Genomic DNA, 23,118 nt, shown 5'->3' on the forward strand with positions numbered 1-23,118 from the left:
GCACCCATCCACGCGAACATCGAATTAAGACCGACTGGTGGCAGCTTCCTTGACGACGAGCCGACTCCCCATCTGCGTCAGAAGGCGGAAACGGGCAGGTACTGCTCATGCCGTCGATGTCGAAGGTGCCGCCGTACGCGGCGATCCGGCGTGACCACCCCGCCCACGTCGGAGAGAGGTACGGGTCAGGAGTTGCGAGGCGTTGACGGGTGCTCAGAAGCGTTGACCACCCGAGCGGTTGCTCTTATCGCTCTTCGATAGCATCGATATTCGATATGGGGGCGGTTGCTGATGTCCGCTGAGGTACAGAGATCCAAGGGGCCCGAGCTGCCGGATGGACCGCCGCCTCAGGGCGACCGGGCCGAGGCCAGACTGCTGGAGCCATTCGCCACTGTGGTCCGGGGCATCTACCGACTGTTTCTCGTGGGCCTCGTCGTCGGCGCCGTGGGACCCCTGACCGGCACCAAGCTGGGCACCCAGCGGGGCGGTCCGTACGTGTGTGCCGAGGCGCGCTCGGAATTCAGCGCGGACGGATTCACCGGCATGTTCCGACCCCATGCAGGGGTCGAGGTCATGGCCCTGCCGTCGTACTGCACCGATCACGCCGACAGCACCCAGCGGCTGTTCGACCTCCTCAGCAGCTTCCCCTCGTGGCTGCTGGTCCTGGGCATCCTCTTCCTGCTCGACCGCTTGGTACACGGCGCGTCCCGCCAGGGCGTCTTCACCGCACGAACGGCGAAGCACGTGCGGCTCGCGGGCTGGTGGCTGCTGCTCGGCTGCCTGGTCGCCGACGTGGTGGAAGCCGGCGCGCACGCGGCTCTCCTGGCGACCCTGGCCCAGGACTCCACCTTCGATGCGGACAGCTGGCTGGGAGCCTGGCAGCCGCCCTACGCACTCGTCCTCACCGCTCTGGGCATCCTCACGTTTGCCCGTATCATGCGCGCCGGGGTGGCCATGCGGGAAGATCTGGAAGGGACTGTGTGATGGCGTCGGACGACCACGACAGCCACGCGATCGAGGTCCATCTCGACCGTATGCTCAGCGAGCGCGGCATGAGCCTCGCGGAGCTCGCGTCCCGGGTCGGGGTGACCAACGTGAACCTGTCCATCCTGAAGAACGGCCGGGCCCGCGCGATCCGCTTCACCACGCTGACCCGCATCTGCGAGGTCCTCGACTGCCAGCCGGGCGACCTGCTCACGTACCGGAGCACCGAACGCGAGCGCGGGCGCCCGCCGACAGCCCTGTGAGGCGGGCCGGGCCGACGCCGTGGTCTCGTAGAAGTCCAGCAGCAGCCCCCGCCATGATCCGTCGGCCCGGGTGACGGGCGTACGCCGCACCCCCGGAGCCCCGCGAACCGGACCAGCCACAGCGCTTCCCCCTCCGTTCCGTGCCGAGCAGCGTCTCCCGATCCTCTCGATACCGGCCCGTCCCGGCCCCCGGATACGGTGCGACCGCCGGTGAGCTGCGAGTATGTCGAGGGGCGGCCACCTCGGGACAGGTCCGCCGTCCGAGCAGCCGACCGATTCGGAGCAGCACATGCCCGCACCACTCACCGTCGCCGTCGCCCAGCCCGTCTGTGAGCATCTCGACGTTGCCGCGAACGCCGCAGCCCATGCCGAGGCGATCAGGGACGCGAGGGCTCGGCTGGTCGTCTTCCCGGAGCTGTCACTGACGGGCTACGACCTCGCTGCCCCGGCCGTCTCGCCCGACGACGCCCGCCTCCGGCCGATCGTCTCCGCGTGCCGCACCACCGGAGCGACGGCCCTGGTCGGGGCACCGGTACGCGAGGCGGACGGGCGTGAGTACATCGCCGTGCTGGCCGTCACGGAAGAGGGCGCGCGGGTCGTCTACCGGAAGATGTGGCTGCACGGCGAGGAGTTCGACCGCTTCGCTCCGGGCGAGAAGCCGCAGGTCCTGGTGATCGACGGCGTGCGGCTTGGCCTTGCGGTGTGTTACGACGCGGCCGTCCCGGAGCACGCCGCCAAGACCGCCGCGCTGGGCATCGACGCGTATGTGGCCGGCACGCTCTACGGTGCGGGTCCCGAGTCGGCGGCCCGGCGCGACGGGCACATGAGGGAGCGGGCGCTCGCTCATGGGGTGTGGGTGGTGCTGGCCACCTCGGCGGGGGCCAGCGGTACGTATCCGGAGACGTCCGGCGGTTCCGGTGTCTGGGGTCCTGACGGAGCCGTGGTCGTGCAGGCCGGGCCGGAGCCCGGCGCCGTGGTGTCCGCGGCGCTCGGGGGAGCCGTGCCTGCCTGAGGCGTGTCCGGCGGATCAGGACGGGACACCCCCTGGGGCCACCCTTCTTCCGGATCAAGGACCTGGGGCGAGCATCTCCGACGTGATCGCCCACCGTTCGTGGTCCCGCCACGCCCCGTCGATGAAGAGGAAGTCCGGCGAGAAGCCTTCGAGGCGGAAGCCGGCCCGGCGCACGAGGGCGATCGAGCCCTTGTTGCCGGGTTGGATGTTCGCTTCCAGGCGGTGCAGGGCGAGCGGGCCGAAGGCGTACCGCAGGACCAGGTCGAGGCCTTCGCTCATCAGACCGCGCCCGGCCGCATGGGCGAACGCTCCGTATCCCAGCGCGCCGCAGCGGAAGGCGCCGCCGACGATGTTGTTGATGTTGATGAAGCCTGCGATGGGGCCGCTTCCGGCCGCGGTCCCGTTCCCGTCATCGACAGCCGTGCGTTCGCAGACGAGGAAGCCCGCCTTTGCGGGGTCCTCGATCAGCCGGCCCGCGTAAGCGACGTACGCACGCGGGTCGTCGGGCGGGAACAGCCACGGTTGGTGCAGGCCGCCGCTCTCCTTGGCCCGGCTGGTGAACTCCTCGGCGTCCGCGGGGGTGAAGGGGCGGATCCCCACGCGCGGGCCCTCGGCCAGGTAGACGTTGTCAGACATCCGGACAGCGTAGACAGCGCGTCGGGCTCACTTGGGACGGCGGCGGAACAGATAGCCGCCGCACGCCATGCCGGCCGCGAACATCGCGAGCAGCACCACGTACAGGGGCAGCGTCACCAGCGGGATCACCAGACGGATGGTGACCTCGCCGGTGTTCTCGGCGATGAAGACGATCGACAGTACCGCGATGACGAGGACAATGATGCGGGACGGTGAGAACGGTCCGACGCCGCCCTTGCCGCCGCTCGATACGTCCTTCGGGCTCATGGCTGGGCCCCTTCCCTGGTCCTGATGCGCCACCGCCCCCGACTCCAGGATGCCCCCATCCCGCTCCCGGGGGGCGGTGGCGTGCGGCCGTACAGGTGACGGTCCGCTCCGGATCGGTTCACCGGTCCTGCGACCACCGGCAGCTCCAGAACACCGTTGTCCTGCGGGCTGCTGACGACGGTGACCGGCTTGATGCCGCTATTGCCGAAGTACGCGCTGTCGCCGGCCGCGATCACGAATTCGAGCCGGTGCCCCGCCTCGTACCGGTGCACGATGCCCGGCAGCTGTACGGTGAACGGCCGGGTGACGTCGGGCACCCGCACCGGTGAGACCAGCCGGTTCACCAGCGTTCTGGAGCCGTCGGGCGCCCCGTCGTACACCTTGGCGAACAGCACCGGTTTGTCTGCGGCGTCCCTGCTGTTCTGCACGCCCTCCGTCCGCGGCGAGACGACCTTCAGCGTGGCCTTCGGTGCGCCGACGACATCGACGGCGGAGGTCAGCGGGGCGCTGGTCCAGCCGAGATGGGTGCCCTTGGTGTCGTAGGGTTTCGGATCGGGCAGTGTCAACGCTCGCGACAGCGTTTCCTGAAGGACATTCAGCTTCTTCGCAGCCGGATTTCGTTCAGATCAGCGCGGGCACCTCGACGGTGAGCGTGCCGGGGCCGCCGTCCTCCGGCGCGTCCAGCACCGCGGGCACGCCGAGCGGAATCGTCAGCGCCGTCGGGCCGTGGCCGAAGCCCAGCTCCTCGACAACGGGCACGCCCAGCCCGCCGAGCCGGTCGGCCAGGACCGCACGCACCTCCTCGTACGGTTCGCAGCCCTGCCAGGAACCGCAGGCGACCCCGGATACCCCGGACAGCGCCCCGGCCCTCAGGAGTTGGGTGAAGATGCGGTCGAGGCGGTACGGATCCTCCGTCGTGTCCTCGATCATCAGCAGTCCGCCCCGGGCGGACGTCCGGGCGTACGGAGTGCCGATGTCGGCGGCGAGCAGGCTCACACAGCCGCCGTACGTGATGCCACGGGCCCGGCCGGGCGCCAGCACCCCGGCCGTACGAAGGCCGAGGGTCCGCACCGACTCCGGCTCGAACAGGGTGGCCCGCAGCGACTCCTGAGTGTCCGGGTCCTTGAGGAAGGTCTCCGCGGCGACCATCGGGCCGTGCAGCGTCGCGAGCCCCATGCGCTGGGCGAACGCCTCATGGAGCACGGTGATGTCGCTGTAGCCGACGAACACCTTGGGCCCGGCCGCGCGCATCGCCGCCCAGTCGACCAGGTCGACCATGCGGTGCCCCCCGTACCCGCCGCGGGCGCACAGCACCGCATCGAACGACGGGTCGCACCACGCCTGCTCGAGGTCGCGGGCGCGCGCCTCGTCCGTACCGGCGAGATAGCCCAACTCCGGGTGCAGATCACGGACATGGGGCATCTCGACAGGCTCCAGACCCCACCCGCGCAGCACGTCCAGGCCCGCCTCCAGGCGGTCGTCCGGCACCGGACCGCTGGGCGACACGACGGCGACCCTGGCACCCGGTCGCAGACGGGCGGCGCGGGTCAGAGGAGTCAGCGTCACTTCTTCAGCTCCAGTTGTGGTACGTCGGGGCGGTCGATGCCGAAGGCCTGGGCGTAGAGGGAGAGTTCGGCCTCCAGTGCGGCGATCATGGTGTCGGCACGCCGGAATCCATGGCTCTCCCCCTCGAACGTGAGATACGCGTGCGGGATGCCGCGCCCTTCGATGGCGGTCAGGAACCGCTCGCACTGGACCGGTGGGCAGATCACGTCGTCCAGCCCCTGGAGCAGCAGGAACGGGGTGGTCAGCCGGTCGGTGCGGTTGATCGGCGACCGCGCGCGGTAACGGTCCGGGACCTCGGCGAGCGGGCCGATCAGGGACTCCAGGTACTGCGACTCGAAGTCATGGGTCTCGTCGGTGCCCCAGCCGGTCAGGTCGAGGATGGGATAGATGACAGTGCCGCAGGCGTACACGTCGGTGCTGGTCAGGGAGGCGGCGGTGGTCCAGCCGCCGGCGCTGCCGCCGCGGATGGCGAGCCGGTCCGGGTCGGCCGTTCCCTCGGCTGCCAGCGCCCGGGCGACGGCGGCGCAGTCCTCCACGTCGACGATGCCCCACTGTTCGCGCAGCCGGTTGCGGTAGGCCCTGCCGTAACCGGTGGAGCCGCCGTAATTGACCTCGGCGACGCCGATGCCGCGCGAGGTGAAGTAGGCGATCTCCAGGTCGAGGACGAGCGCGGCATGCCCGGTGGGGCCACCGTGCGCCCACACCACATAGGGCGGCAACTCGCCTTCCGGGCCGCCCCGTTCGGGGTTGCGCGGCGGGTAGATGTGGGCGTGGATGTCGCGGCCGTCGGGCCCGGTGAAGGTGCGCTGGTGAGGTTCGGGGTAATAGGCGGGATCGACATCGTCGCGGTGCTGCGCGCCGATGATCCGGGTGCGGCCCGTCGCGGTGTCCAACTCCACTACTTCGTACGCGCTCTGCGGGCCCGCTGCGACGCCGACGACCCGGCTGCCGTGAACGGCGAGTGTCTCGGCCCACTCGGTCCAGGGACCGGCGGTGTCGGCGAGTTCGCCGGTCTCCGGGTCGAGGATGCCGAGGGTGGTGGTGCCCTTGCCGTGGATGGTGGCGATCAGTCCGTTCTCCAGCGGACGGAACCAGCTGAGCCCGATCTTCCAGAGCGGCCCGGCGAACTCCTGTTCCCGTGTACAGAGCGCCACCGTGCCCCGGTGCGGATCGGCGCGGTACAGGTTCCACCAGCCGCTGCGGTCGCTCGCGAAGAGGAGCTGTCCGTCGGTGGTCCATTCGATCTGCGGCACCGATTCCCCGGGTCCGCCGCCGAAGCTCCAGGCGCTCCGGAACGTACCGTCGTCGGTGACGTCGGCGAGCATCACCTCGGTGCCGTCCCACGGCATCCGCGGATGGTCCCAGGCGATCCACGCCACACGTCGCCCGTCGGGCGACAACTTCGGCCCGGTCACGAAGCGGTGCCGGCCGTCGGAGAGTTCGCGTACCGCGCCGCGGTCGTCGGCCGCCGATCCGTCCAGCGGTACGGCGGCGATCACCCGGCGCACCTCGGTGGGCGCCTCGCCGGTGAACTCCTCCAGGACGCACCACACTTCGCCCCGCTCTCCCCGATCGAGGTGCAGCTGCGGGTCGACCCAGCGCAGTCCGCCACCGACGGCGGAGACCGGGGTGAGCGGCCATGGTTCGTCGGGCCCGTCGGGCGCGTACGCGTACAGCCGCTGGTCGGTGAAGTTCACGAAGACGATCAGCGGTCCGGCGTCGGCACGCCCGGCCCCGGCCCAGGGCAGTCCGCCGTACTCGATGACGCGGCTGCGGACGTTCCACGGAACGGGCAGCACGGATTCGGTGGTCCCGTCCGCCCGGCGGCGGACCAGGGCGCGGCGGCCCGCTTCGGCCGGGCGCGGCTCCGTCCACCACACCTCGTCGCCGACCGCGCCGACGTACTCCGGGCGGCCGTCGTGCGAGGCGGCCAGCCGTGCGTCGATCGGCGACGGCCATGTTCCGTAGGCCTCTGTGGTCACCATGTTCAATCCCCCCGTGCGGGTCAGGCCGTGCGCAGATAGTGGTCGAGTACGCGGACGCCGAAGTGCAGTGCCTCGACGGGCACGCGTTCGTCGACGCCGTGGAAGAGCGCCTGGTAGTCGAAGCCGACCGGGAGCTTCAGCGGTGAGAAGCCGTAGCCGGTGATGCCGAGCCGGGAGAACTGCTTGGCGTCCGTGCCGCCCGACATGCAGTACGGCACGACGTGGCCGTCCGGGTCGAAGCGTTCGACGGCGGCGCGCAGCTTCGCGTACGTCGGTGAGTCGACCGGCGCCTGCAGAGCGACCTCGCGGTGGTGGAACTCCCAGTCGACGTCCGGTCCGGTCAGCCGGTCCAGGGTGGCGTGGAACTCGTCCTCGCCACCGGGCACCGTCCGGCCGTCGATGTAGGCGAGGGCATGGCCGGGGATCACATTCACCTTGTACCCGGCTTCGAGCATCGTCGGGTTGGAACTGTTCCTGACGGTCGGCTCGACCAGGGCCGCGGCCGGTCCGAGCTTTCCGAGCAGTTCGTCCACGTCGAACCCGGGGGCGTCGACATCGACGCGGATGCCGTGCAGGGCGGCGATCTCGGTGAGGGCGGCGCGTACGGTCGGGGTGAGCCGCACCGGCCATTCGTGCGTGCCGATCCGGGCGACGGCCGCGGCGAGTGCGGTGACCGCGTTCGCCCTGTTGACCTTGGAGCCGTGCCCGGCCTTGCCGTGGGCGGTGAGCTTCAGCCATCCGGTGCCGCGCTCGCCCGCGGCGATGGGGTAGAGCGGCATCCCCGGTCCGGCGTGAAAGGTGAAGGCGCCGGATTCGCTGATGCCCTCCGTGCACCCTTCGAAGAGTTCGGGGTGCCGGTCGGCGAGGAAGCCGGAGCCGTCCTCCGCGCTGGCCTCCTCGTCGGCGGTGTACGCGATCACGATGTCCCGGCGGGGCCGGACACCGGCCCGGGCCCAGGCACGGACGACGGCGAGGACCATCGCGTCCATGTTCTTCATGTCGATGGCGCCGCGGCCCCAGACGACGCCGTCGCGGACCTCCCCGGAGAAGGGGTGCACGGTCCAGTCGTCGGCCTCGGCGGGCACGACGTCGAGATGCCCGTGGACGAGGAGCGCGTCGGCGGACGGGTCGGTGCCCTCGATCCTCGCGACCACGTTGGTGCGGCCCGGGGTGCGTTCGAGCAGTTGGGGTTCCAGTTCGGCCGCGGCCAGCCGTTCGGCGACGTACTCGGCGGCCGGGCGCTCCCGGCAGTCGCCGCCGCCCCGGTTGGTCGTGTCGATCCGGATCAGTTCGGACGTGAACGTCACGGATTCGTCGAGGGCCAGGTCGTCGACGGATTCCTGGGGGGTGGTCGCCTCAGCCATACTGTTCCTCCACGGCGGACGACACGATCGTCGTCACCGCCTTGAACGTGCGAATACCTTCGTACATCGTCGCGCCGGTGTAGGCGACGCGCCGCTCACCACTGGTCGCCACGCCGGGAACGACGGTGGCCGCCGCGGCCAGATGCTCGGCATCGAACTCCAGCTCCACCGTGAACGGGCCGCCCTGCACCGGCTCGAGGCGTCCGGCGAGCGAGGTGGCCTCCTTGGCGGCCGCGCGGATATCGGCCGCGGTACGTGCGGGGGTCCGGCACACCGCGGCGTATCGCGACACATAGTCCTTCACCGCGACCTTGCGGGCGGCGGGGGCGTATCCTTCGGCGTCCACGCAGGTCAGGTCGTCGCCGGTGACGAGGACGACGGGCACGCCGCACTCCGCGGCGACATGCGCGTTGAGCAGCCCCTCGCTGGCGCGGACCCCGTTCAGCCAGACGCCGGTGATGGAGTTGGCCAGGTATGTGTGGGCGAGCACGCCCTCCGTACCGGCTCCCGTGTGGTAGCCGACGAAGGCGATCGCGTCGACGTCACCGTGCTGGATGCCCTCCACCATGCTGAGGGGCTTGTGCCTCCCGGTGAGCATCTGGACCCGCTCGTCGAGCCGCTCCAGCAGCAGGTTGCGCATGGACCAGTGGGCCTCGTTGATCAGCACCTCGTCGGCGCCTCCGTCGTAGAAGCCGAGGGCCGCCGCGTTCACATCGGAGGTGAACATCGATCGGCAGCGCTCCCACTGCGGCGTCCCGGGCAGCACATCGGCCGGCCAGGTCACGCCCGTGGCGCCTTCCATGTCCGCACTGATGAGGATCTTCACGGTGTATCGGTCCTCTCGCAGGTCAGCAGGCATGCGTGCCGGCCGTGACAGCGGTTGCCGGCCTCGGCCCCGGAGGAACGCCCGACAGGCTCCCGAAGCGGCCGTTCGCGAAGGGAGATCTTCATGCGGCAACACCGTACGCGGCGGCGGAGTCCCAGGCCAGAGGTGTTGTCAGCTCCAGAGGTCCAGTCCAGTGTGGGGTCAGTCGGACGGCCGGTCGGCGAGGGGGAGCCCGATGCCGGGCCTCCATCAGCCCGGATCCCGTGCCCGAGCCGCAACCGGCATGCCGCGGCCCGTCCGTGGGCGACACGAGGGTTGTGAGCTGCTGTCGGTTTGCTGAGTCGAAGTGAGTGGTGGTGAGCAGGAGTGAGTCCTGGCGGTGCATTCGCGGGGGTGGGAACGGGGGTTCCGGGGCCGAATGGGTGACCTTGGTGGCTGCTGCTCGTTGGGTCCGGTGGCAGGTGTCCGGCCGGGGAGGGGGTGATGTGGTGGGTGGTCTGCGGAAGTTGGCCGTGTCCTTCGTGGTGCCCGGGCCTTGCGGGGTGGCGGTCCGGGATCGTCTCAAGCACCTGACCGTCGAGGACGAGAGGGTGCTGCGTGCTGTCGGTGCGCATCAAGGCGCGCTGGCTTCCGGTGATCTCACGGCCCGCTGTGCGGATGGTCTGGAGCACGGTGCGGAGACCTGGGCGGCGCGTAAGCGGGAGCTGACCGGGGTGTCGTCGTCGCGGATCGCGGGGGCGATCACCAAGGCCACGCACGGTCAGTGGGCGCTCGCGCGCCGTTGCCAGGCGGCGCACATCCAGAAGCTGGCGGCCGGGATCAGGACGTTGCGGCACCGCCTGTCCCTCCCGCTCGGGGAGCCCGGAACGAGGCGGGCCGCGGGCGGCTACCGTTCCAAGGGCGAGTGGTTCCGCAAGTCCCGCCGCCTTGCGATGCTGGAAGCGCGGCACACGGCGGCTGTCGCCGACCGGGAGGCCGGGCGGGTCCGGGTCGTGCGGGGCGGTAGGCGTCTCCTCAACACCCGCCACCACCTCACCGAGGCCCAGCTCACCGAAGACCAATGGCGGCACCGGTGGGAGGCGGGACGCTGGTTCATCGCTGCTGATGGTGAGTCGGGGAAGCGGTTCGGGAACGAGACGATCCGTGTCACCGACACTGGTGAGGTCAGCATCAGGCTGCCTGCCCCGCTCGCGCACCTGGCCAACGCCCGGCACGGCCGGTACACCCTCAGTGCCCGTATCGCGTTCGCGCACCGGGGCGCGGAGTGGGCCGACCGCATCGAAGCGAACCGGTCCGTCGCCTACCGCATCCACCTCGACGTGGACCGTGGCCGCTGGTACCTCACCGCATCCTGGCAACGCCCCGCCGTGAAGACCATCCCGTTGGAGACTGCCCGCGCCCGGGGCATGGTCGGCGTCGACACCAACGCCGACCACTTCGCCGCCTACCGGCTCGACCGGCACGGCAACCCCGTCGGCGACCCGCGGCGTTTCCCCTATGACCTGTCCGGTTCGGCCGGTCACCGCGACGCCCAGATCCGCCACGCCCTGACCCGGTTGATCAACTGGGCGGTGCGTATCGGTGTCGCCGCGATCGGCATCGAAGACCTCGACTTCACCACCGAGAAGACCCGGGAAAAACACGGCCGCCGCAAAAGGTTCCGGCAGCTCATCTCCGGCATCCCGACCGGCAGGCTCAAGGCCCGGCTCGTGTCCATGGCCGCCGAACACGGCCTGAGCATCGTCGCGGTCGACCCCGCCTACACCAGCCTGTGGGGTGGTCAGCACTGGCAGAAACCGCTGGCCACCCCCCACCGAAAGATGTCCCGTCACGATGCCGCGGGCATCGCGATCGGTCGACGCGCCCTTGGACATCCGATCCGGCGTCGGACGGCACCGCCCCCACACGACCGGAGTGATCGTGCGGGGCATCGGACCGTTCAGGCCGGACCAGGTCACCGGGGGCGTGAGGGAACCCGCCCACCCACAACGGACTGGCCCCCTGGAGGGCCAGCGCCGAGTGGGAAGCGAAAGCGGGAACCCAGTGCATCCAACACCGTTCGGGATGCGCCCAGTACGCAACAGTGGGTCCGAGACTCACTTTACGCACACTGGTTAGGAACGGTCCCTCGGGTCACACCGTGGTGATGAGCCCGCCGTCGATGACGAAGTCGGATCCGGTGACGTTGCCCGTACTCTCGCTCGCCAACAGCACGACCAGGTCCGCGACTTCGTCCGGGCGGGTGAACCGGCCCGTCACCGGCTGGGCCGCGGCCCTGGGCGACGTCCTCCGGTGCGGCGCCCGACGAGGCTGCGACCGTGGCCGCCACGCCGACCCTGCCCAGCCAGAGATCGGTTTTCGACCGGCCCGGGGCTGACCGTGTTGACCCGTACCATTCCTGGGCAGTGGGCAGGAGCGAGTCCTGTCGTGCCAGGACGCCCCGAACATTCTTGGGCGCACTGGTCCTCCGCTTTCGCGTCCTGAGCGGCGACGCATATCCCGTATGCGGTCCGTCCCAGGCGGGCGGAATCCCTACGACCTGGCCATGTGGGTGTGGCCGGAGGCGACGGGGGAAGCCCCGAACCATCTCTCCGGTGACACGGGGGCCCCGACCGCTGACACCACACCCGGCGTCCCAGATCGCACCGAGAACGTTACCCACACCTCACCGTACATACCCACAGATCGTCACACCGATCACCCCCTCGTGATCATGTTCGCCAAAACGATGTGCCTGCCCAGCAGTTGTGAACCCCTTGGGGACCGACCTCCTTGGAAAGGGCCTTGCAGAAGTTGGTCAGGGCCGCCTTGTCCGCGCCGTATTCGATGATCTACGGATCTGGCAGCGAGGCGTTGACCGAACCGACGGTCACAGTCGGCTTGGCGCCGTCGGCGGTGTCGGCGACCGCGGGCCCGGCGGCTGCGGCGACGGCGCGCGCCGTCGCGGTGAGCGCCGCGATCGCGGGACCGCGGCGCGGACGTATCCGCCGTGAATGCGGGGCAGGAACCCGGGAGACACTCACGCGGGTTCTCTCCTCGGGGGAGGGGAAACGACGCACTCAGCGTTTCCGGGCCCGGCCGGTAGCGCGCGGCCCAGGGTGCAGTGGTGTGACATCGGTCGGCCGTCCGGGTGAAGACGGCTCACGACCGCATGCCGACCGGCGGATCGGGTCACCTGTCACGGCCTCGTCCCACGGCTCCGTTCCACGGGGAAGGGGCCGGCCGCTCGACAAAGTCCCCGTCGTCCCCCACCGTGTGCTCCTGCACCGCCGCACCGCGCGGCACCGCCCGCACGGACAGGGGAGGCACGGCCGAGTGGTTCCCACGCTGCTCCCCCGCGGTTCCGTCGATGCGCTCGCGAGGGAAGGCCGCCGGCAGTCGGTCTCCGCCGCCGGTGCCCGTCGCACGGGGCACCGACGGCGGAGGCCGGGTCCGGACGAGGGACCTCAGGAGGTCTTCAACAGCTCCTCGATCCTGGCGAGTTCCTCGTCGCCGAACTCCAGGTTGCGTACCGCCTCGACGCTGTTCTCCAGCTGAGCGACGCTGCTCGCCCCGACCACGGCGGAGGTCACACGCCCGCCCCGCAGCACCCAGGCCAGCGCCATCTGCGCCAGGGTCTGCCCGCGCTCGGAGGCGACCAGGTCGAGCGCGCGCAGTCGGGCCACCAACTCGGGGGTCACCGACTCGGGCGTCAGGAAGGGACTGCTGCCCGCCGCACGGGAGCCCGCCGGGATCCCCTTCAGATAGCGGTCGGAGAGAATGCCCTGCTCCAGCGGCGAATACGCGATGGAACCGACGCCCAGGTCGTCCAGCGTCGTGAGCAGTCCGTCCTCGACCCAGCGGTCCAGCATCGAGTAGCGCGGCTGGTGGATCAGCAGGGGGGTGCCGAGCTCCTTGAGGATGCGGGCCGCCTCCCGGGTCTGCTCCGGCGAGTAGTTGGAGAGACCGACGTAGAGCGCCTTGCCCTGGCGTACCGCCGAGTCCAGCGCCCCCATCGTCTCTTCGAGCGGGGTGTCCGGGTCGGGCCGGTGGGAGTAGAAGATGTCGACGTAGTCGAGTCCGAGCCGGGTGAGGCTCTGGTCGAGCGACCCGAGCAGGTACTTGCGTGAGCCCCACTCCCCGTACGGCCCGTCCCACATCAGGTAGCCCGCCTTGGTGGAGACGACGATCTCGTCCCGGAGCCGGGCGAAGTCCGTCCTCAGGGCGCGTCCCATGGCGGTCTCGGCGGCGCCGGGAGGCGGGCCGTAGTTGTTGGCCAGGTCGAAGTGTGTGATGCCGAGGTCGAACGCCCTGCGCAGGATCTGTCCCTGGGTCTCCGCGGTCCGGTCGCTCCCGAAGTTGTGCCAGAGGCCGAGCGAGAGAGCGGGGAGCCGCAGACCGCTGCGTCCGGTGCGCCGGTACGGCATGGCCTGGTAGCGGTCGGGCGACGGCATGTACATGCAGGGCTCCACGGGGAGGGGAAGGCGGGTACGCGGGGAAACGCGCGGTCCTCAGGCTCCCCGACAATGATCCAGCAGTCCAACAGGAGATTCAGGTTGGATTCATCGCCTAGATTTCTCAATCATGGAATTGCGCCAGCTCGAACATTTCATCGCCGTCGCCGAGGAACAGCACTTCACTCGTGCCGCCGAGCGCGTCGCCGTGTCGCAGTCCGGGCTGTCCGCCTCCATCCGCTCCCTGGAACAGGAGTTGAAGACGCCGCTGTTCAGCCGGACCACACGCACCGTGCGGCTGACCGAGGCGGGTCGCGCCCTGCTGGTCGAGGCGGAGCGCACGCTGGCGGGCGCACGGGCGGCGCGGGACGCCGTCGATGCGGTACGCGGACTGCTGCGCGGCACCCTGACGGTCGGGGTCGAACAGTGCGTGGCCGGTGTCCGGGTGCCGCAGCTGCTCGCGGCCTTCCACCGGACCCACCCGCAGATGGAGATCCGGCTCCGGCAGGAGGGCACGACGAGTCTGGTGAACGGGGTGGCGGGCGGCCGGCTCGATGTCGCGTTCGCGGCGGCCGTCAGTGCCGCGGAGTGGCGGGGCGAGCTGATCCCGCTGGCCCGGGAGCGCATGGTCGTCCTGTGCGCTCCCGGTCACCGGTTCGCGCAGGCGGCGGACGGCGTCGCGTGGGACGAGCTGACGGGTGAGTCCTTCATCGACTTCCATCCGGACTGGGGCCCCCGCCGCGCCGCGGACGAGGCGTTCACCACGGCGCGGGTGCGCCGCACGGTGGGGCTGGAGGTGACCGACGTACACACCCTGCTGGAGCTGGTGCACGAAGGGCTGGGGATCGCGGTGGTACCGCACCACTTCTCGCGTAAGCCGGAAGCCCTGGGGCTGGTCGCGGTGGAGCTGGACGGTCCTGAGCAGCCGTACTACGAGAGTGTCGTGGTGCTTCCGGCCGCCGGGGCGATGAGCCCGGGCGCCCAGGCGCTGATGACCTTGGTGCGCGGTGACGTACCGGGTGACGCCGGGCGCTGACGGCGGTCATCCCCCCAGCGCGCTCGCGAACGCTCCCGGCTTCTGCTGGACTCCGCTGCAGGTGTCGCTCGCCGTCGACGTGTCCTTGTCGGTGCACTCCTGGTCGCGGAAGGTGGCCCACATGGAGAGCGCGCCGACGCCGGTCCGCCGGGCGAAAGCGCGCAGGGATGCAGCGTCGGCGAGGGTGAACGTCTCCCCTGCCACGTCGTTGACACCGAGCATCACCGTGATGTGCAGCGACTGCCAGGCCTCGGCGTCCGACAGCCCGAGTACATCGGTGAGCTGGTCATGGGTTGCTTCGGCGGCCTGTCGCGCGTAGTCGCTCATGTCACCGTCGTGGGACGTGCTGTAGTTCATGGCCATGATGTTCACCGCGGAGATGTCGACCTTCTGCTCGGCGGCGTCGCTCAGGAGGCCCGTACCGGTGGACTCCAGGCCGTCCGGCATCACAGGCAGGGTGTACGTGACATCGAGGTGCCGCCGCTTCTGCAGGAGGCGGAGCGCCTTGTCGCGGAGGGTGATCGACGCCCGATCGGTGAGTGCGTCGCCCTCGATGTCGAAGTCGGCCTTGGTGGCACCGACGGCGTCGAGCACCTTGGCGTAGGCGTCGGCCAGCTCCTCCGCGCTGTCACACGCGAGCGCCAACTCGGTCCCCGCGGCCCCGCCGAACGAGACCCGGACGTCCGCGCCGGTCGACGTCAGCCGGGCGACGCGTGAGGTCACCGACGCACTGGTGGCCTCGGCGGTGCCGCCCCAGAGCGGGGTGCAGGTGTCGTCGCCGGCGACGACGAAGGCGAGGTTGTACGTGTCGGGGGAGCCGACGGAGTCGGTATCGGCCGCGGTCGTGGCGCTGACGTACGGGGTGTAGGCGGTGGTGACAGCGGAGGCCGCGGGGCCGCCGGGGCGGGGGGACGAGGTACCGCCCTGGTTCGCCGCCGCCCCCGTCGTACAGGCCGAGCAGGCGAGCCCGAGCGCGACGAGTCCGGCGACGGCGGCGGTCGCCCGCTTCGCACGGCGCGCCGCGCCGCCCGGAAAGCGCTTCGGTGACATGCGCATAAAGGTTGCACCTGGTCTCGTGAGAATTGTCCCGCCACAGCAACAATGAAAAGCGGGAACACCGTAAACCTCTCACACGTCGCCAGGCGCCCGAACGCGGCGCATATCACCCCGCACGCACAGCAGCATGTCCGGAAACGGCTCATCCACCCAGCGCCGCACGGGTCATGACGTCGCGTCGGCGCGACGGAAGGTGCCGGGCGAGCGGCGGTGTTCTCAGTTCGCTCACAGACTTCCCGCGTTGTCACAGCATTCGGCAAGGAACGCCTCAGACTTCGCACATCGCAGTTCGTCAACATGCGCTCATGCATGTCGATACCGCCATCGAGAAAGATCCGCCCCGCAGCGGCCGCCGTAAACACGCCGGTACACCGACGTCCCGGGACGCGGCCGGGACCGGGACCGAAGCCCACGGAGGCCCCGTCTTCGTGGACAGCTCCGGGCGCCGCGCCCGCCTGTTCCGGCGCGCCGGTATCGCACTGGGCGTCGCCTGTGTCGGTTACGTGGCCGTGCTGGGCCTCGCCTTCATGGGCGGCATCTCCATGTCGCCCTCGGAGCTGATCCCGTTCGGCGGCGCACCCTCCGCCCAGGGCGGTCCCGGCGGAAACACGCCTCCGGGAGGTGCGGGCGCACCACCGAGCGGTCCGCCGGCCGGCGGACGCCCCACGGCTTCACCGTCCGTGTCGGCTTCCGTCACCGTCCCGGCCTCCGCCGCGTCCGTGTCGGTCACCACCGGAACCGGCTGATGGAGACGGACCGGGCACACGGCCCGACCTCCGACCGGCGGCCTGACCAGCAGCCGGACCGCGGAAGTCTCCCCACCGCGGCGCCTTCCCCCGTACCGCCGAAGCGACGGCATGCCACGCCGAACCGGATCGAACGTGTCCGCCGCCAGGCCGTCCCCAAGCCGCGCGTGGTCATCGCTCTTCTGCTCCTGCTCGGCCTCGTCTCCGTGATGCTGCTCGACGGCTATCTGCGGGCGGAGGTCGGAAGCGACCAGCGTGTCCGCTCCGACGCGAGCGCGAGCAAGGTGCCGGACAGCGTCCTCGACGGCGGGCCCTTCCTCAGCTTCGAGGGCGGCACGGCGCGGACCCGGTCCGTGCCGGACAAGACGATCGTGCTCACCTTCGACGACGGCCCGGACCCCGAGTGGACCCAGAAGGTGCTCGACATCCTGGACGACAACGAGGTGCCCGGCACGTTCTTCCTGGTCGGCTCGATGATCTCGCGGTATCCGGACGTGGTGCGCCGGATGGTCGACGACGGCAACGAGGTGGGCGTCCACACCTTCACCCATGTCGATCTGTCGTACCAGAGCGCGGCCCGCGTCAAGCGGGAGATCGCGCAGACACAGCTCGCTCTGGCGGGCGCCGCGGGCATCACGACGACCCTCTTCCGCGCCCCGTACTCGTCGACGAACGACGCGATCGACAACTACAGCTGGCCCGTCTACAAGAAACTCGGCGCTATGGGCTACACCAGCGTCTTCATCGACACGGACAGCGAGGACTGGCAGCAGCCGGGCGTATCCAAGATCATCAAGTGGGCCACCCCGAAGAGCGGGAGGGGCGCTTCGGTGCTCTTTCACGACGCGGGCGGCAATCGCGAGCAGACCCTCGAAGCGCTGCCGCAGTACATCAAGAAGATGAAGGCGAAGGGCTACACCTTCACCACGGTCAGCGGCGCCCAGCAACAGGTACAGGGGCAACAGGCACAAGGGCAGCAGGGCGCACAGGCCGGCGCGCCGGCCCCGGGGATCAGTACGGCCGGCTCACCGCAGAGCAACCCCGAGCAGGCCGCGCACCGCACAGCCGACACGTCCACCCTCTGGGAGGGCCGCGCCCTGCTCGGCGCGGTCGCCGTCGCGGAGTGGACCGTGCCCGGTCTTGCCGTGGTGCTGGCGGTCGTGGGCGTCGCCGTGCTGGGCAGGTTCGCGATGATGCTCCTCCTCGCCCGGCGCCACTACCGGCAGCGCAACAGACGCCGGTTCGTCTGGGGCCCCGGAATCACCGAACCGGTCAGTGTGATCGTGCCCGCGTACAACGAGAAGGAGTGCATCGCCAACACCCTGGGCTCCCTTGCCGCCAGCACCCATCCCATCGAGATCGTGGTCGTCGACGACGGCTCGACCGACGGCACGGCGGAGATCGCCGAGTCCCTGGGGCTGCCGAACGTGCGGGTGATCCGCCAGGCGAACGCGGGCAAGTCCGCGGCGCTCAACAACGGTGTGCGGCATGCGCGTCACGACATCGTGGTCATGATGGACGGCGACACCGTCTTCGAACCCGACACCGTTCAGCGGCTCGTGCAACCCTTCGGTGACCCGGAGGTCGGTGCGGTCGCGGGCAATGCCAAGGTCGGCAACCGCAACACCGTGATCGGCGCCTGGCAGCACATCGAGTACGTGATGGGCTTCAACCTCGACCGCCGGATGTACGACCTGCTGCGCTGCATGCCGACCATCCCGGGCGCGATCGGGGCGTTCCGCCGCGAAGCCGTGTTGGGGGTCGGCGGGATGAGCGAGGACACGCTCGCCGAGGACACCGACATCACCATCGCCCTGCACCGCGCGGGATGGCGGGTCGTCTACGCGGAACACGCGCGCGCCTGGACCGAGGCGCCCGCATCGCTGGGGCAGCTGTGGCGGCAGCGCTACCGCTGGAGTTACGGCACGATGCAGGCGCTCTGGAAGCACCGGAAGTCGATGACGGACCGGGGGCCGTCGGGCCGGTTCGGCCGGGTCGGCATGCCGCTGGTCGTCCTGTTCCAGATCGTCACCCCCGTCTTCGCGCCGCTCATCGACGTGTTCACGGTCTACGCGATGATCTTTGTGGACTTCAAGGGGTCCCTGCTCGCCTGGCTGGCGGTGCTCCTCGTCCAACTGGCCTGTGCGGCCTACGCCTTCCGTCTCGACCGCGAGCGGTTCCGGTATCTCCTCATGCTGCCTCTGCAACAGGTTGCCTACCGGCAGCTGATGTATCTGGTGCTGATCCACTCGTGTGTGACCGCGGCGACGGGCGGCCGGCTGCGCTGGCAGAAGCTGAAGCGCACCGGTGAGGTGGGCACACCGGCCTCCGGCACGGGGGCGCGCTGATGGCGGGCGCACACCGCAAGGGCGCACTGCGGACCGGGATCCCGATGCAACGGCCGGCCGAGCACTCGGGGGAGGATACGGAACCCGGGCCCCCGGCCGGGGAAACCGCCCCGTCCTCTCCCGCACCGCTCCCCGGCCCCAGCGCGGGCCGCGACCGATGGTTCGACGCACTGCGGGCCTTCGCACTGGTCCGTGTCATCACGTACCACACCTTCGAGTGGCCCTGGCTGGGGCTTGTCTTCCCTTCCATGGGCGTGATGTTCGCACTCGCCGGCTCGCTCATGGCGCGTTCGCTGGAGCGGCCCGCGGCGCACGTCCTCCGCGGGCGGCTGCGCAGACTGCTGATCCCGCTCTGGGCGTTCGCGCTGGTTCTCGGTACGGCGATGCTGCTGCACGGCTGGCTGCCCGGCCCGGATGTCCTGTACTGGGTGCTGCCGGTCGGCGATCCGCCGGGCAACGCGTGGGGCGAGCAGGCCTGGGCGGTGCTCTGGTACCTGCGGACGTATCTGTGGTTCGTGCTGATGTCGCCGGTGCTGCTGCGCATCTTCCGGTCCGCCCCGCTGCCCGTGCTCGCGCTGTCGCTCGTGCCCGTCGTGGTCCTGGAGACCGTGGGCGGCGTGCCGGACGGGCGGCTGGGCAGTGCGCTCAGCGATCTGTCGGTCTTCCTGTTCTGCTGGCTGCTCGGCTTCGCCCACCGAGACGGCGTCCTCGACCGGATGCGCCCCGCCGCCGTCGTCCCCGTGGCCTCGGCCCTGCTGGCGGCAGGCGCCTGGTGGGCCTTCCACCACCGGGTCGACGGTTCCTACGATCTCGACGACATCCCGCTCGCCCAGGCGCTGTGGTCCGCCGGGTTCGTCCTGCTGCTGCTCCGCTTCCGTCCCGACTTCGCCGGGCTCGCCCGCCATCGGGTGGCCGACAGGGTCGTGAAGGTCTTCAACGCCCGTGCCGTGACGATCTATCTGTGGCACGAGGTCGCCCTGATGACGAGCGTGCCGCTGATCGATCTGATGTGGAACGTGCCTGCTTTCGAACGGGATCTGCCGTTGGACAGCATGTGGTTCCAGTTCGGGGTCGCCTGGGTGCTGATCGCGGCGGCCGTGGCCCTCTTCGGCTGGGTCGAGGACATCGCGGCCAAACGGGGGCCGCGCCTGCTGCCTTGACGCGGCCCCCGCCGCACCGTGCGTGACCGCCGCCGGCCCTACCGGTCGGCGGCGAGGACGAACCAGCGGGCGGGCAGGTCGATGCGGGTGCCGTCCGGCAGGTGCTCGGTCTGGGCGAGCGCCGTGTCGCCGGTCGCGAGCGTCGTCAGCCCCGCCGCCCGCAACAGCTCCGGCACCTCCTCCTCCGTGGCTCCGGCCGGCCGGAGCCCGTGCTCGAAGACCCGTCGCAGTTTCTCGGGCGGACCGCCCGGCCCCTGGGCCGCCTGCTGCAGCACCGTCTTGGACGCCGGGGTCAGCTCGGCGACGAAGGCCCGCCCCCGCGCCCCCAGGAGCGTCGCGACGGCTGCCGCGACGGCGGGACGCGCCTCCGGCTCGCTCTGGTGGATCACCGCCCGCATATAGACATTGGTGTCGCCGATCCGTTCCCGCAGGGCCTGTACCGCTTTCCCGTCGACCAGGTTGAGCTGCTCGAACTCGGCGATGCCCACGGAGTCCGCGCGGCGTGCGTGCCCGATCGCCGCCTGCGCGAGGTCCACGCCGATGGCGCGGGTGAACCGGGTGGCGAGGTAGCGGGTCTGGGTGCCGTTGCCGCACCCGAGGTCGACGACGGGCAGCGAGGTGTCGGCGTAAGGGAGCAGCAGCTCACTGTGGGGTACCGAGTTGAGGGACGGGTCGGAGTCCCAGATCGCCTCGCCGGGTGCGTCGGAGGTCGACGACCAGTAGCCTTCCCACGCTTCGCGGTAGCCCTGTGACACGTCCATACGTACTCCCAAGTCCGGTGCACCCACAGCCATTCGCTGGGCAACGGCCTACCGTCCCGGCAGCGTCCGGGGCAAGAGAGCGGGCATCATCCGCCGTTCGGCGCACCTACTTTCACCTGGTGTTCGACCGGGGGCGGGGAAATCGGACAAGCGGCTGCTCGAACCACACGGTCTTGCCATGTGCCGTGGTGCTCGTGCCCCACTCCCGGGCGAGGTTACTCACCACCAGCAGGCCGCGTCCCGACTCGTCGTGGGCGGAGGCGCTGAGGAGGGTGGCGGGAGCCGGTTCGTCGTCGCTGACCTCACAGAGCAGGGCGCCGGTCCGGACCAGACGCAGCCCGATGTGGCGGATGCGCCCGTGGTTCACGGCGTTGGTGACCAGCTCGCTGACCATCAGCACCGCCGACTCCACCGCGTCCGGCAGATCCCAGTCGAGGAGCTTGCCGCGCACCAGGCTCCGGGCTCGTGCCACTTCCCGAGTGTCCAGGGCGAGTTGCCATTCGGCGACGTCGTCGTCCGGGATGCCGTTCAGCCGGGCCATCAGCAGCGCCACGTCGTCCTTGCGGCCGTCCTTCGGGTTCAGGGCGCGGATGATCGTGTCGCAGGCGTCGTCCATCGAGGCGGCGGGGTGTGCGGCGGAGGCGCAGAGCGTGGCGAGTCCGGCGCCGATGTCCTGGCCGCGCACCTCGACCAGCCCGTCGGTGCAGAGCACCAGGCGGTCGCCGGGCCGTACCGGTATGGTCGCGGTCTCGAAGGCGACACCGCCGACACCGATCGGCGCCCCCGTCGGCAGGTCGAGGAGCTCGGCCCGGCCGTCCTCGGCGCGCACCAGCACGGGCGGGATGTGCCCGGCATTGGCGATCTGGAGCTCGGAGCGGATCGGGTCGTAGACGGCGTAGAGGCAGGTTGCGAGATATTGCTCGCCGAGGCGCTGCGCCAGGTCGTCGAGATTGCGCAGCAGCTGGGCGGGTGGCATCTCCATGGTCGCCATCGTCAGCACGGCGGTGCGCAACTGGCCCATCATCGCAGCCGAGTTGAGACCGTGTCCCATGACGTCCCCGACGACCAGCGCGGTCCGGGAGCCGGGCAGCTTCACCGAGTCGAACCAGTCGCCGCCGATCCTGCCGAGCCGGGTGCCGGGCAGGTAGCGGGTGGCGATGTCGCAGCCGGCCATGCGGGGCTCGACCTGGGGCAGCATGCTGTCCTGGAGGGTGTCGGCCACATTCTCCTGGTACGTGTACATGCGGGCGTTGTCGAGGACGAGCCCGGCACGGGCGGCGAGTTCGGCGCCGGTGGTGCGGTCCATGTCGTCGAAGGGCTCACGGCCGGGGCGGCGCATCAGGACCATGAAGCCGAGCACCACGTCGCGCGCCTTGAGCGGGACGATCAGCAGGGATCGGTGGGTGATCAGCGGCCGCAGGTCGCGCTTCTCGAACTCGCCCGAGATCCGGTTGCTCAACTCCTCGCTGACGTACGGGATGAGGACGGGTTCGCCGGTGACCATGCACTGGAAGAACGGCGTGTGCTGCGGGAAGGCGATGGACTCACCGACCGGGACGGTGTCGTCCCAGCGGCCGGGTTCGTCGTTGTGCTCGACCCATACCCGGTGCCAGACGGTCGCGACGTCGGGCGGCCCGTCCGGGAAGCCCTCACCGGCGAGGACCGCGGCGCGCAGATGTGTACCCGCGAAGTCGGTGAAGCGGGGGACGGCGGCGCTGGTGACCTCGCGGATGGTGCGTTCCAGATCGAGGGAGGTGCCGATGCGCCCGCTCACCTCGTTGAGGAACTCCAGCCGTTCGCGGACGGCGGCGTACTCCAGGTCGAGTTCGGGGCGGGGCACGGCGCGCGGTGCCGGAGCCCCGTCGGCTGCGGTCTCCGGGTCATCGGGCCGGCTGCGCGAACTGCGGCGCGGTACGCCCCAGTCGGGGGTGACCGGGACCCGCGCATGGTGGCTGAACTCCAGGATCGGGTAGCCGAGTTCGAGTACCTGGGAGACGATCCGGGTCGCTTCGTGGACGCCCATGTTCGGCAGGATCTCGGGGAGGCGGCCGGCCAGGTCCCGGTAGCCGGGGAAGTCGGTGTGGCGCGCGAAGCCGGGGGCGATCGTCTCGCTGTCCGGGTCGCCGCCCTCGTCACCGCTGTGCAGGGGCACGGCGTCCGCGGCGAGGACGAGGAGCCGCTCCGCACCGGGGCCGACCAGCGGGTAGGCCCACCACAGGATGTCGATCCGGCCGCGCTCCGGTTGGTCGACCCTGGCCCGCCCCGCTGCCGGGTAGGCGACGGTGCCGCTCAGCGAACCGTCGAGCTCCGGGCCGAAGTCACCGTACGTATCGCCGGACCGCCCGGGCTCCGACTCCTGCGGTAACGCCCCGGAGACCGGGAGGAGTTCACCGGCCGGGCAGCCGATGGCGTCCTCCCTGGCCACGCCGAAGAGCCGTCGGGCCCCGGTCGACCAGTGCGACACGAGGCCGTCCATGTCGACGACCACCACGGCGAGCGGAACCCGCCCCGCGACTGCTTCACGCGGTTGTGGTGCCCTGTGCGGCGGCACATCCAGGTCCATGGGTGGAAGGCTCCTTCCCCACCGCAAGGTTCTGCAGTATGTGACTCCACGGTACGTCCCCGCGTCCGGCGTCCGCCGGTCATCGGCGGAATCGCCCCCGGAGGCGGTGCGC

20 protein-coding genes and 1 pseudogene are annotated in these 23,118 nt (G+C 70.5%); 8 read left to right on the forward strand and 13 right to left on the reverse strand.

The genetic code is table 11. The features are described from left to right. The first annotated feature begins 291 nt into the window (after positions 1-291). The 3 genes from OG972_RS07900 (at position 292) to OG972_RS07910 (ending at position 2,259) form a co-directional block, all read left to right on the forward strand. On the forward strand, positions 292-984 hold the full coding sequence (locus OG972_RS07900; RefSeq protein ID WP_266979541.1) for a DUF2975 domain-containing protein: 693 nt from the start codon (positions 292-294) through the stop codon (positions 982-984). Then, on the forward strand, positions 984-1,247 hold the full coding sequence (locus OG972_RS07905; RefSeq protein WP_266979542.1) for a helix-turn-helix transcriptional regulator: 264 nt from the start codon (positions 984-986) through the stop codon (positions 1,245-1,247). The genes OG972_RS07900 and OG972_RS07905 overlap by 1 nt, the downstream gene beginning before the upstream one ends. Before the next feature lie 289 nt (positions 1,248-1,536). After that, entirely contained in the window at positions 1,537-2,259 is a 723-nt protein-coding gene (locus OG972_RS07910) for a carbon-nitrogen hydrolase family protein (protein ID WP_266979543.1), read from the forward strand. 54 nt (positions 2,260-2,313) lie between these two features. Here the strand turns inward: OG972_RS07910 and OG972_RS07915 are convergent, their stop codons facing one another. The 7 genes and pseudogenes from OG972_RS07915 to OG972_RS07945 all read right to left on the reverse strand — a co-directional run bounded on the left by OG972_RS07915 (position 2,314) and on the right by OG972_RS07945 (position 8,903). Beyond that, positions 2,314-2,895 (reverse strand): GNAT family N-acetyltransferase, encoded by a 582-nt coding sequence (locus tag OG972_RS07915; protein WP_266979545.1) that lies wholly within the window; start codon positions 2,893-2,895, stop codon positions 2,314-2,316. Between the two features lie 27 nt (positions 2,896-2,922). Next, positions 2,923-3,162 (reverse strand): LapA family protein, encoded by a 240-nt coding sequence (locus tag OG972_RS07920; protein WP_266979547.1) that lies wholly within the window; start codon positions 3,160-3,162, stop codon positions 2,923-2,925. Between the two features lie 125 nt (positions 3,163-3,287). Beyond that, positions 3,288-3,749: pseudogene (locus tag OG972_RS07925) on the reverse strand (CocE/NonD family hydrolase C-terminal non-catalytic domain-containing protein); the annotation flags it as partial. A 34-nt stretch (positions 3,750-3,783) separates the two neighbouring features. Continuing rightward, positions 3,784-4,728 carry an LD-carboxypeptidase gene (locus OG972_RS07930; RefSeq protein ID WP_266979549.1) on the reverse strand — a complete coding sequence of 315 codons (945 nt, stop codon included), beginning with the start codon at positions 4,726-4,728 and terminating at the stop codon, positions 3,784-3,786. Further along, complete coding sequence (locus OG972_RS07935; protein WP_266979551.1) at positions 4,725-6,713, reverse strand: prolyl oligopeptidase family serine peptidase; 1,989 nt, start codon at positions 6,711-6,713, stop codon at positions 4,725-4,727. Before OG972_RS07935 ends, OG972_RS07930 begins: the two co-directional genes overlap by 4 nt. 20 nt (positions 6,714-6,733) lie before the next feature. Beyond that, complete coding sequence (locus tag OG972_RS07940) at positions 6,734-8,077, reverse strand: M20/M25/M40 family metallo-hydrolase (protein WP_266979553.1); 1,344 nt, start codon at positions 8,075-8,077, stop codon at positions 6,734-6,736. After that, positions 8,070-8,903: a M55 family metallopeptidase gene (locus OG972_RS07945; protein WP_266979554.1), complete on the reverse strand. Its 834-nt coding sequence runs from the start codon at positions 8,901-8,903 to the stop codon at positions 8,070-8,072. Before OG972_RS07945 ends, OG972_RS07940 begins: the two co-directional genes overlap by 8 nt. Before the next feature lie 488 nt (positions 8,904-9,391). Here OG972_RS07945 and OG972_RS07950 point away from each other — a divergent pair, with 488 nt between their 5' ends. Continuing rightward, entirely contained in the window at positions 9,392-11,050 is a 1,659-nt protein-coding gene (locus tag OG972_RS07950) for a transposase (RefSeq protein WP_266979556.1), read from the forward strand. On the opposite strand, the gene OG972_RS07955 is transcribed toward OG972_RS07950, so the two are convergent. The 3 genes from OG972_RS07955 to OG972_RS07965 all read right to left on the reverse strand — a co-directional run bounded on the left by OG972_RS07955 (position 11,037) and on the right by OG972_RS07965 (position 13,342). Next, a complete protein-coding gene (locus tag OG972_RS07955; RefSeq protein ID WP_266979558.1) occupies positions 11,037-11,162 on the reverse strand; it encodes an SDR family oxidoreductase in 126 nt (41 codons plus the stop codon). The genes OG972_RS07950 and OG972_RS07955 overlap by 14 nt on opposite strands. 572 nt (positions 11,163-11,734) lie before the next feature. Next, a complete protein-coding gene (locus tag OG972_RS07960; protein WP_266979560.1) occupies positions 11,735-11,926 on the reverse strand; it encodes a hypothetical protein in 192 nt (63 codons plus the stop codon). A gap of 423 nt (positions 11,927-12,349) precedes the next feature. Next, entirely contained in the window at positions 12,350-13,342 is a 993-nt protein-coding gene (locus tag OG972_RS07965; protein WP_266979562.1) for an aldo/keto reductase, read from the reverse strand. A 124-nt stretch (positions 13,343-13,466) separates the two neighbouring features. Between OG972_RS07965 and OG972_RS07970 the strand changes: the two genes are divergently transcribed. After that, entirely contained in the window at positions 13,467-14,372 is a 906-nt protein-coding gene (locus OG972_RS07970) for a LysR family transcriptional regulator (protein WP_266979563.1), read from the forward strand. Between the two features lie 6 nt (positions 14,373-14,378). Here OG972_RS07970 and OG972_RS07975 read toward each other — a convergent pair whose 3' ends face one another. Further along, positions 14,379-15,422 (reverse strand): chitinase, encoded by a 1,044-nt coding sequence (locus OG972_RS07975; RefSeq protein ID WP_266979564.1) that lies wholly within the window; start codon positions 15,420-15,422, stop codon positions 14,379-14,381. A gap of 311 nt (positions 15,423-15,733) precedes the next feature. Between OG972_RS07975 and OG972_RS07980 the strand changes: the two genes are divergently transcribed. The 3 genes from OG972_RS07980 (at position 15,734) to OG972_RS07990 (ending at position 19,682) form a co-directional block, all read left to right on the forward strand. Then, a complete protein-coding gene (locus OG972_RS07980) occupies positions 15,734-16,174 on the forward strand; it encodes a hypothetical protein (protein WP_266979566.1) in 441 nt (146 codons plus the stop codon). 209 nt (positions 16,175-16,383) lie between these two features. Continuing rightward, on the forward strand, positions 16,384-18,522 hold the full coding sequence (locus OG972_RS07985; RefSeq protein WP_266990336.1) for a bifunctional polysaccharide deacetylase/glycosyltransferase family 2 protein: 2,139 nt from the start codon (positions 16,384-16,386) through the stop codon (positions 18,520-18,522). Beyond that, entirely contained in the window at positions 18,522-19,682 is a 1,161-nt protein-coding gene (locus OG972_RS07990) for an acyltransferase (protein WP_266979567.1), read from the forward strand. Before OG972_RS07985 ends, OG972_RS07990 begins: the two co-directional genes overlap by 1 nt. A 38-nt stretch (positions 19,683-19,720) precedes the next feature. On the opposite strand, the gene OG972_RS07995 is transcribed toward OG972_RS07990, so the two are convergent. Continuing rightward, positions 19,721-20,443, reverse strand: a complete 723-nt coding sequence (locus OG972_RS07995) for a class I SAM-dependent methyltransferase (RefSeq protein WP_266979569.1) — start codon at positions 20,441-20,443, stop codon at positions 19,721-19,723. Positions 20,444-20,555: 112 nt separating this feature from the next. Beyond that, on the reverse strand, positions 20,556-23,006 hold the full coding sequence (locus OG972_RS08000; RefSeq protein WP_266979571.1) for a SpoIIE family protein phosphatase: 2,451 nt from the start codon (positions 23,004-23,006) through the stop codon (positions 20,556-20,558). Positions 23,007-23,118: the final 112 nt, after the last annotated feature.

The organism is Streptomyces sp. NBC_01669 (assembly GCF_026339735.1).
In the GTDB taxonomy this organism is placed as follows: Bacteria; Actinomycetota; Actinomycetes; order Streptomycetales; family Streptomycetaceae; genus Streptomyces; species Streptomyces yanii.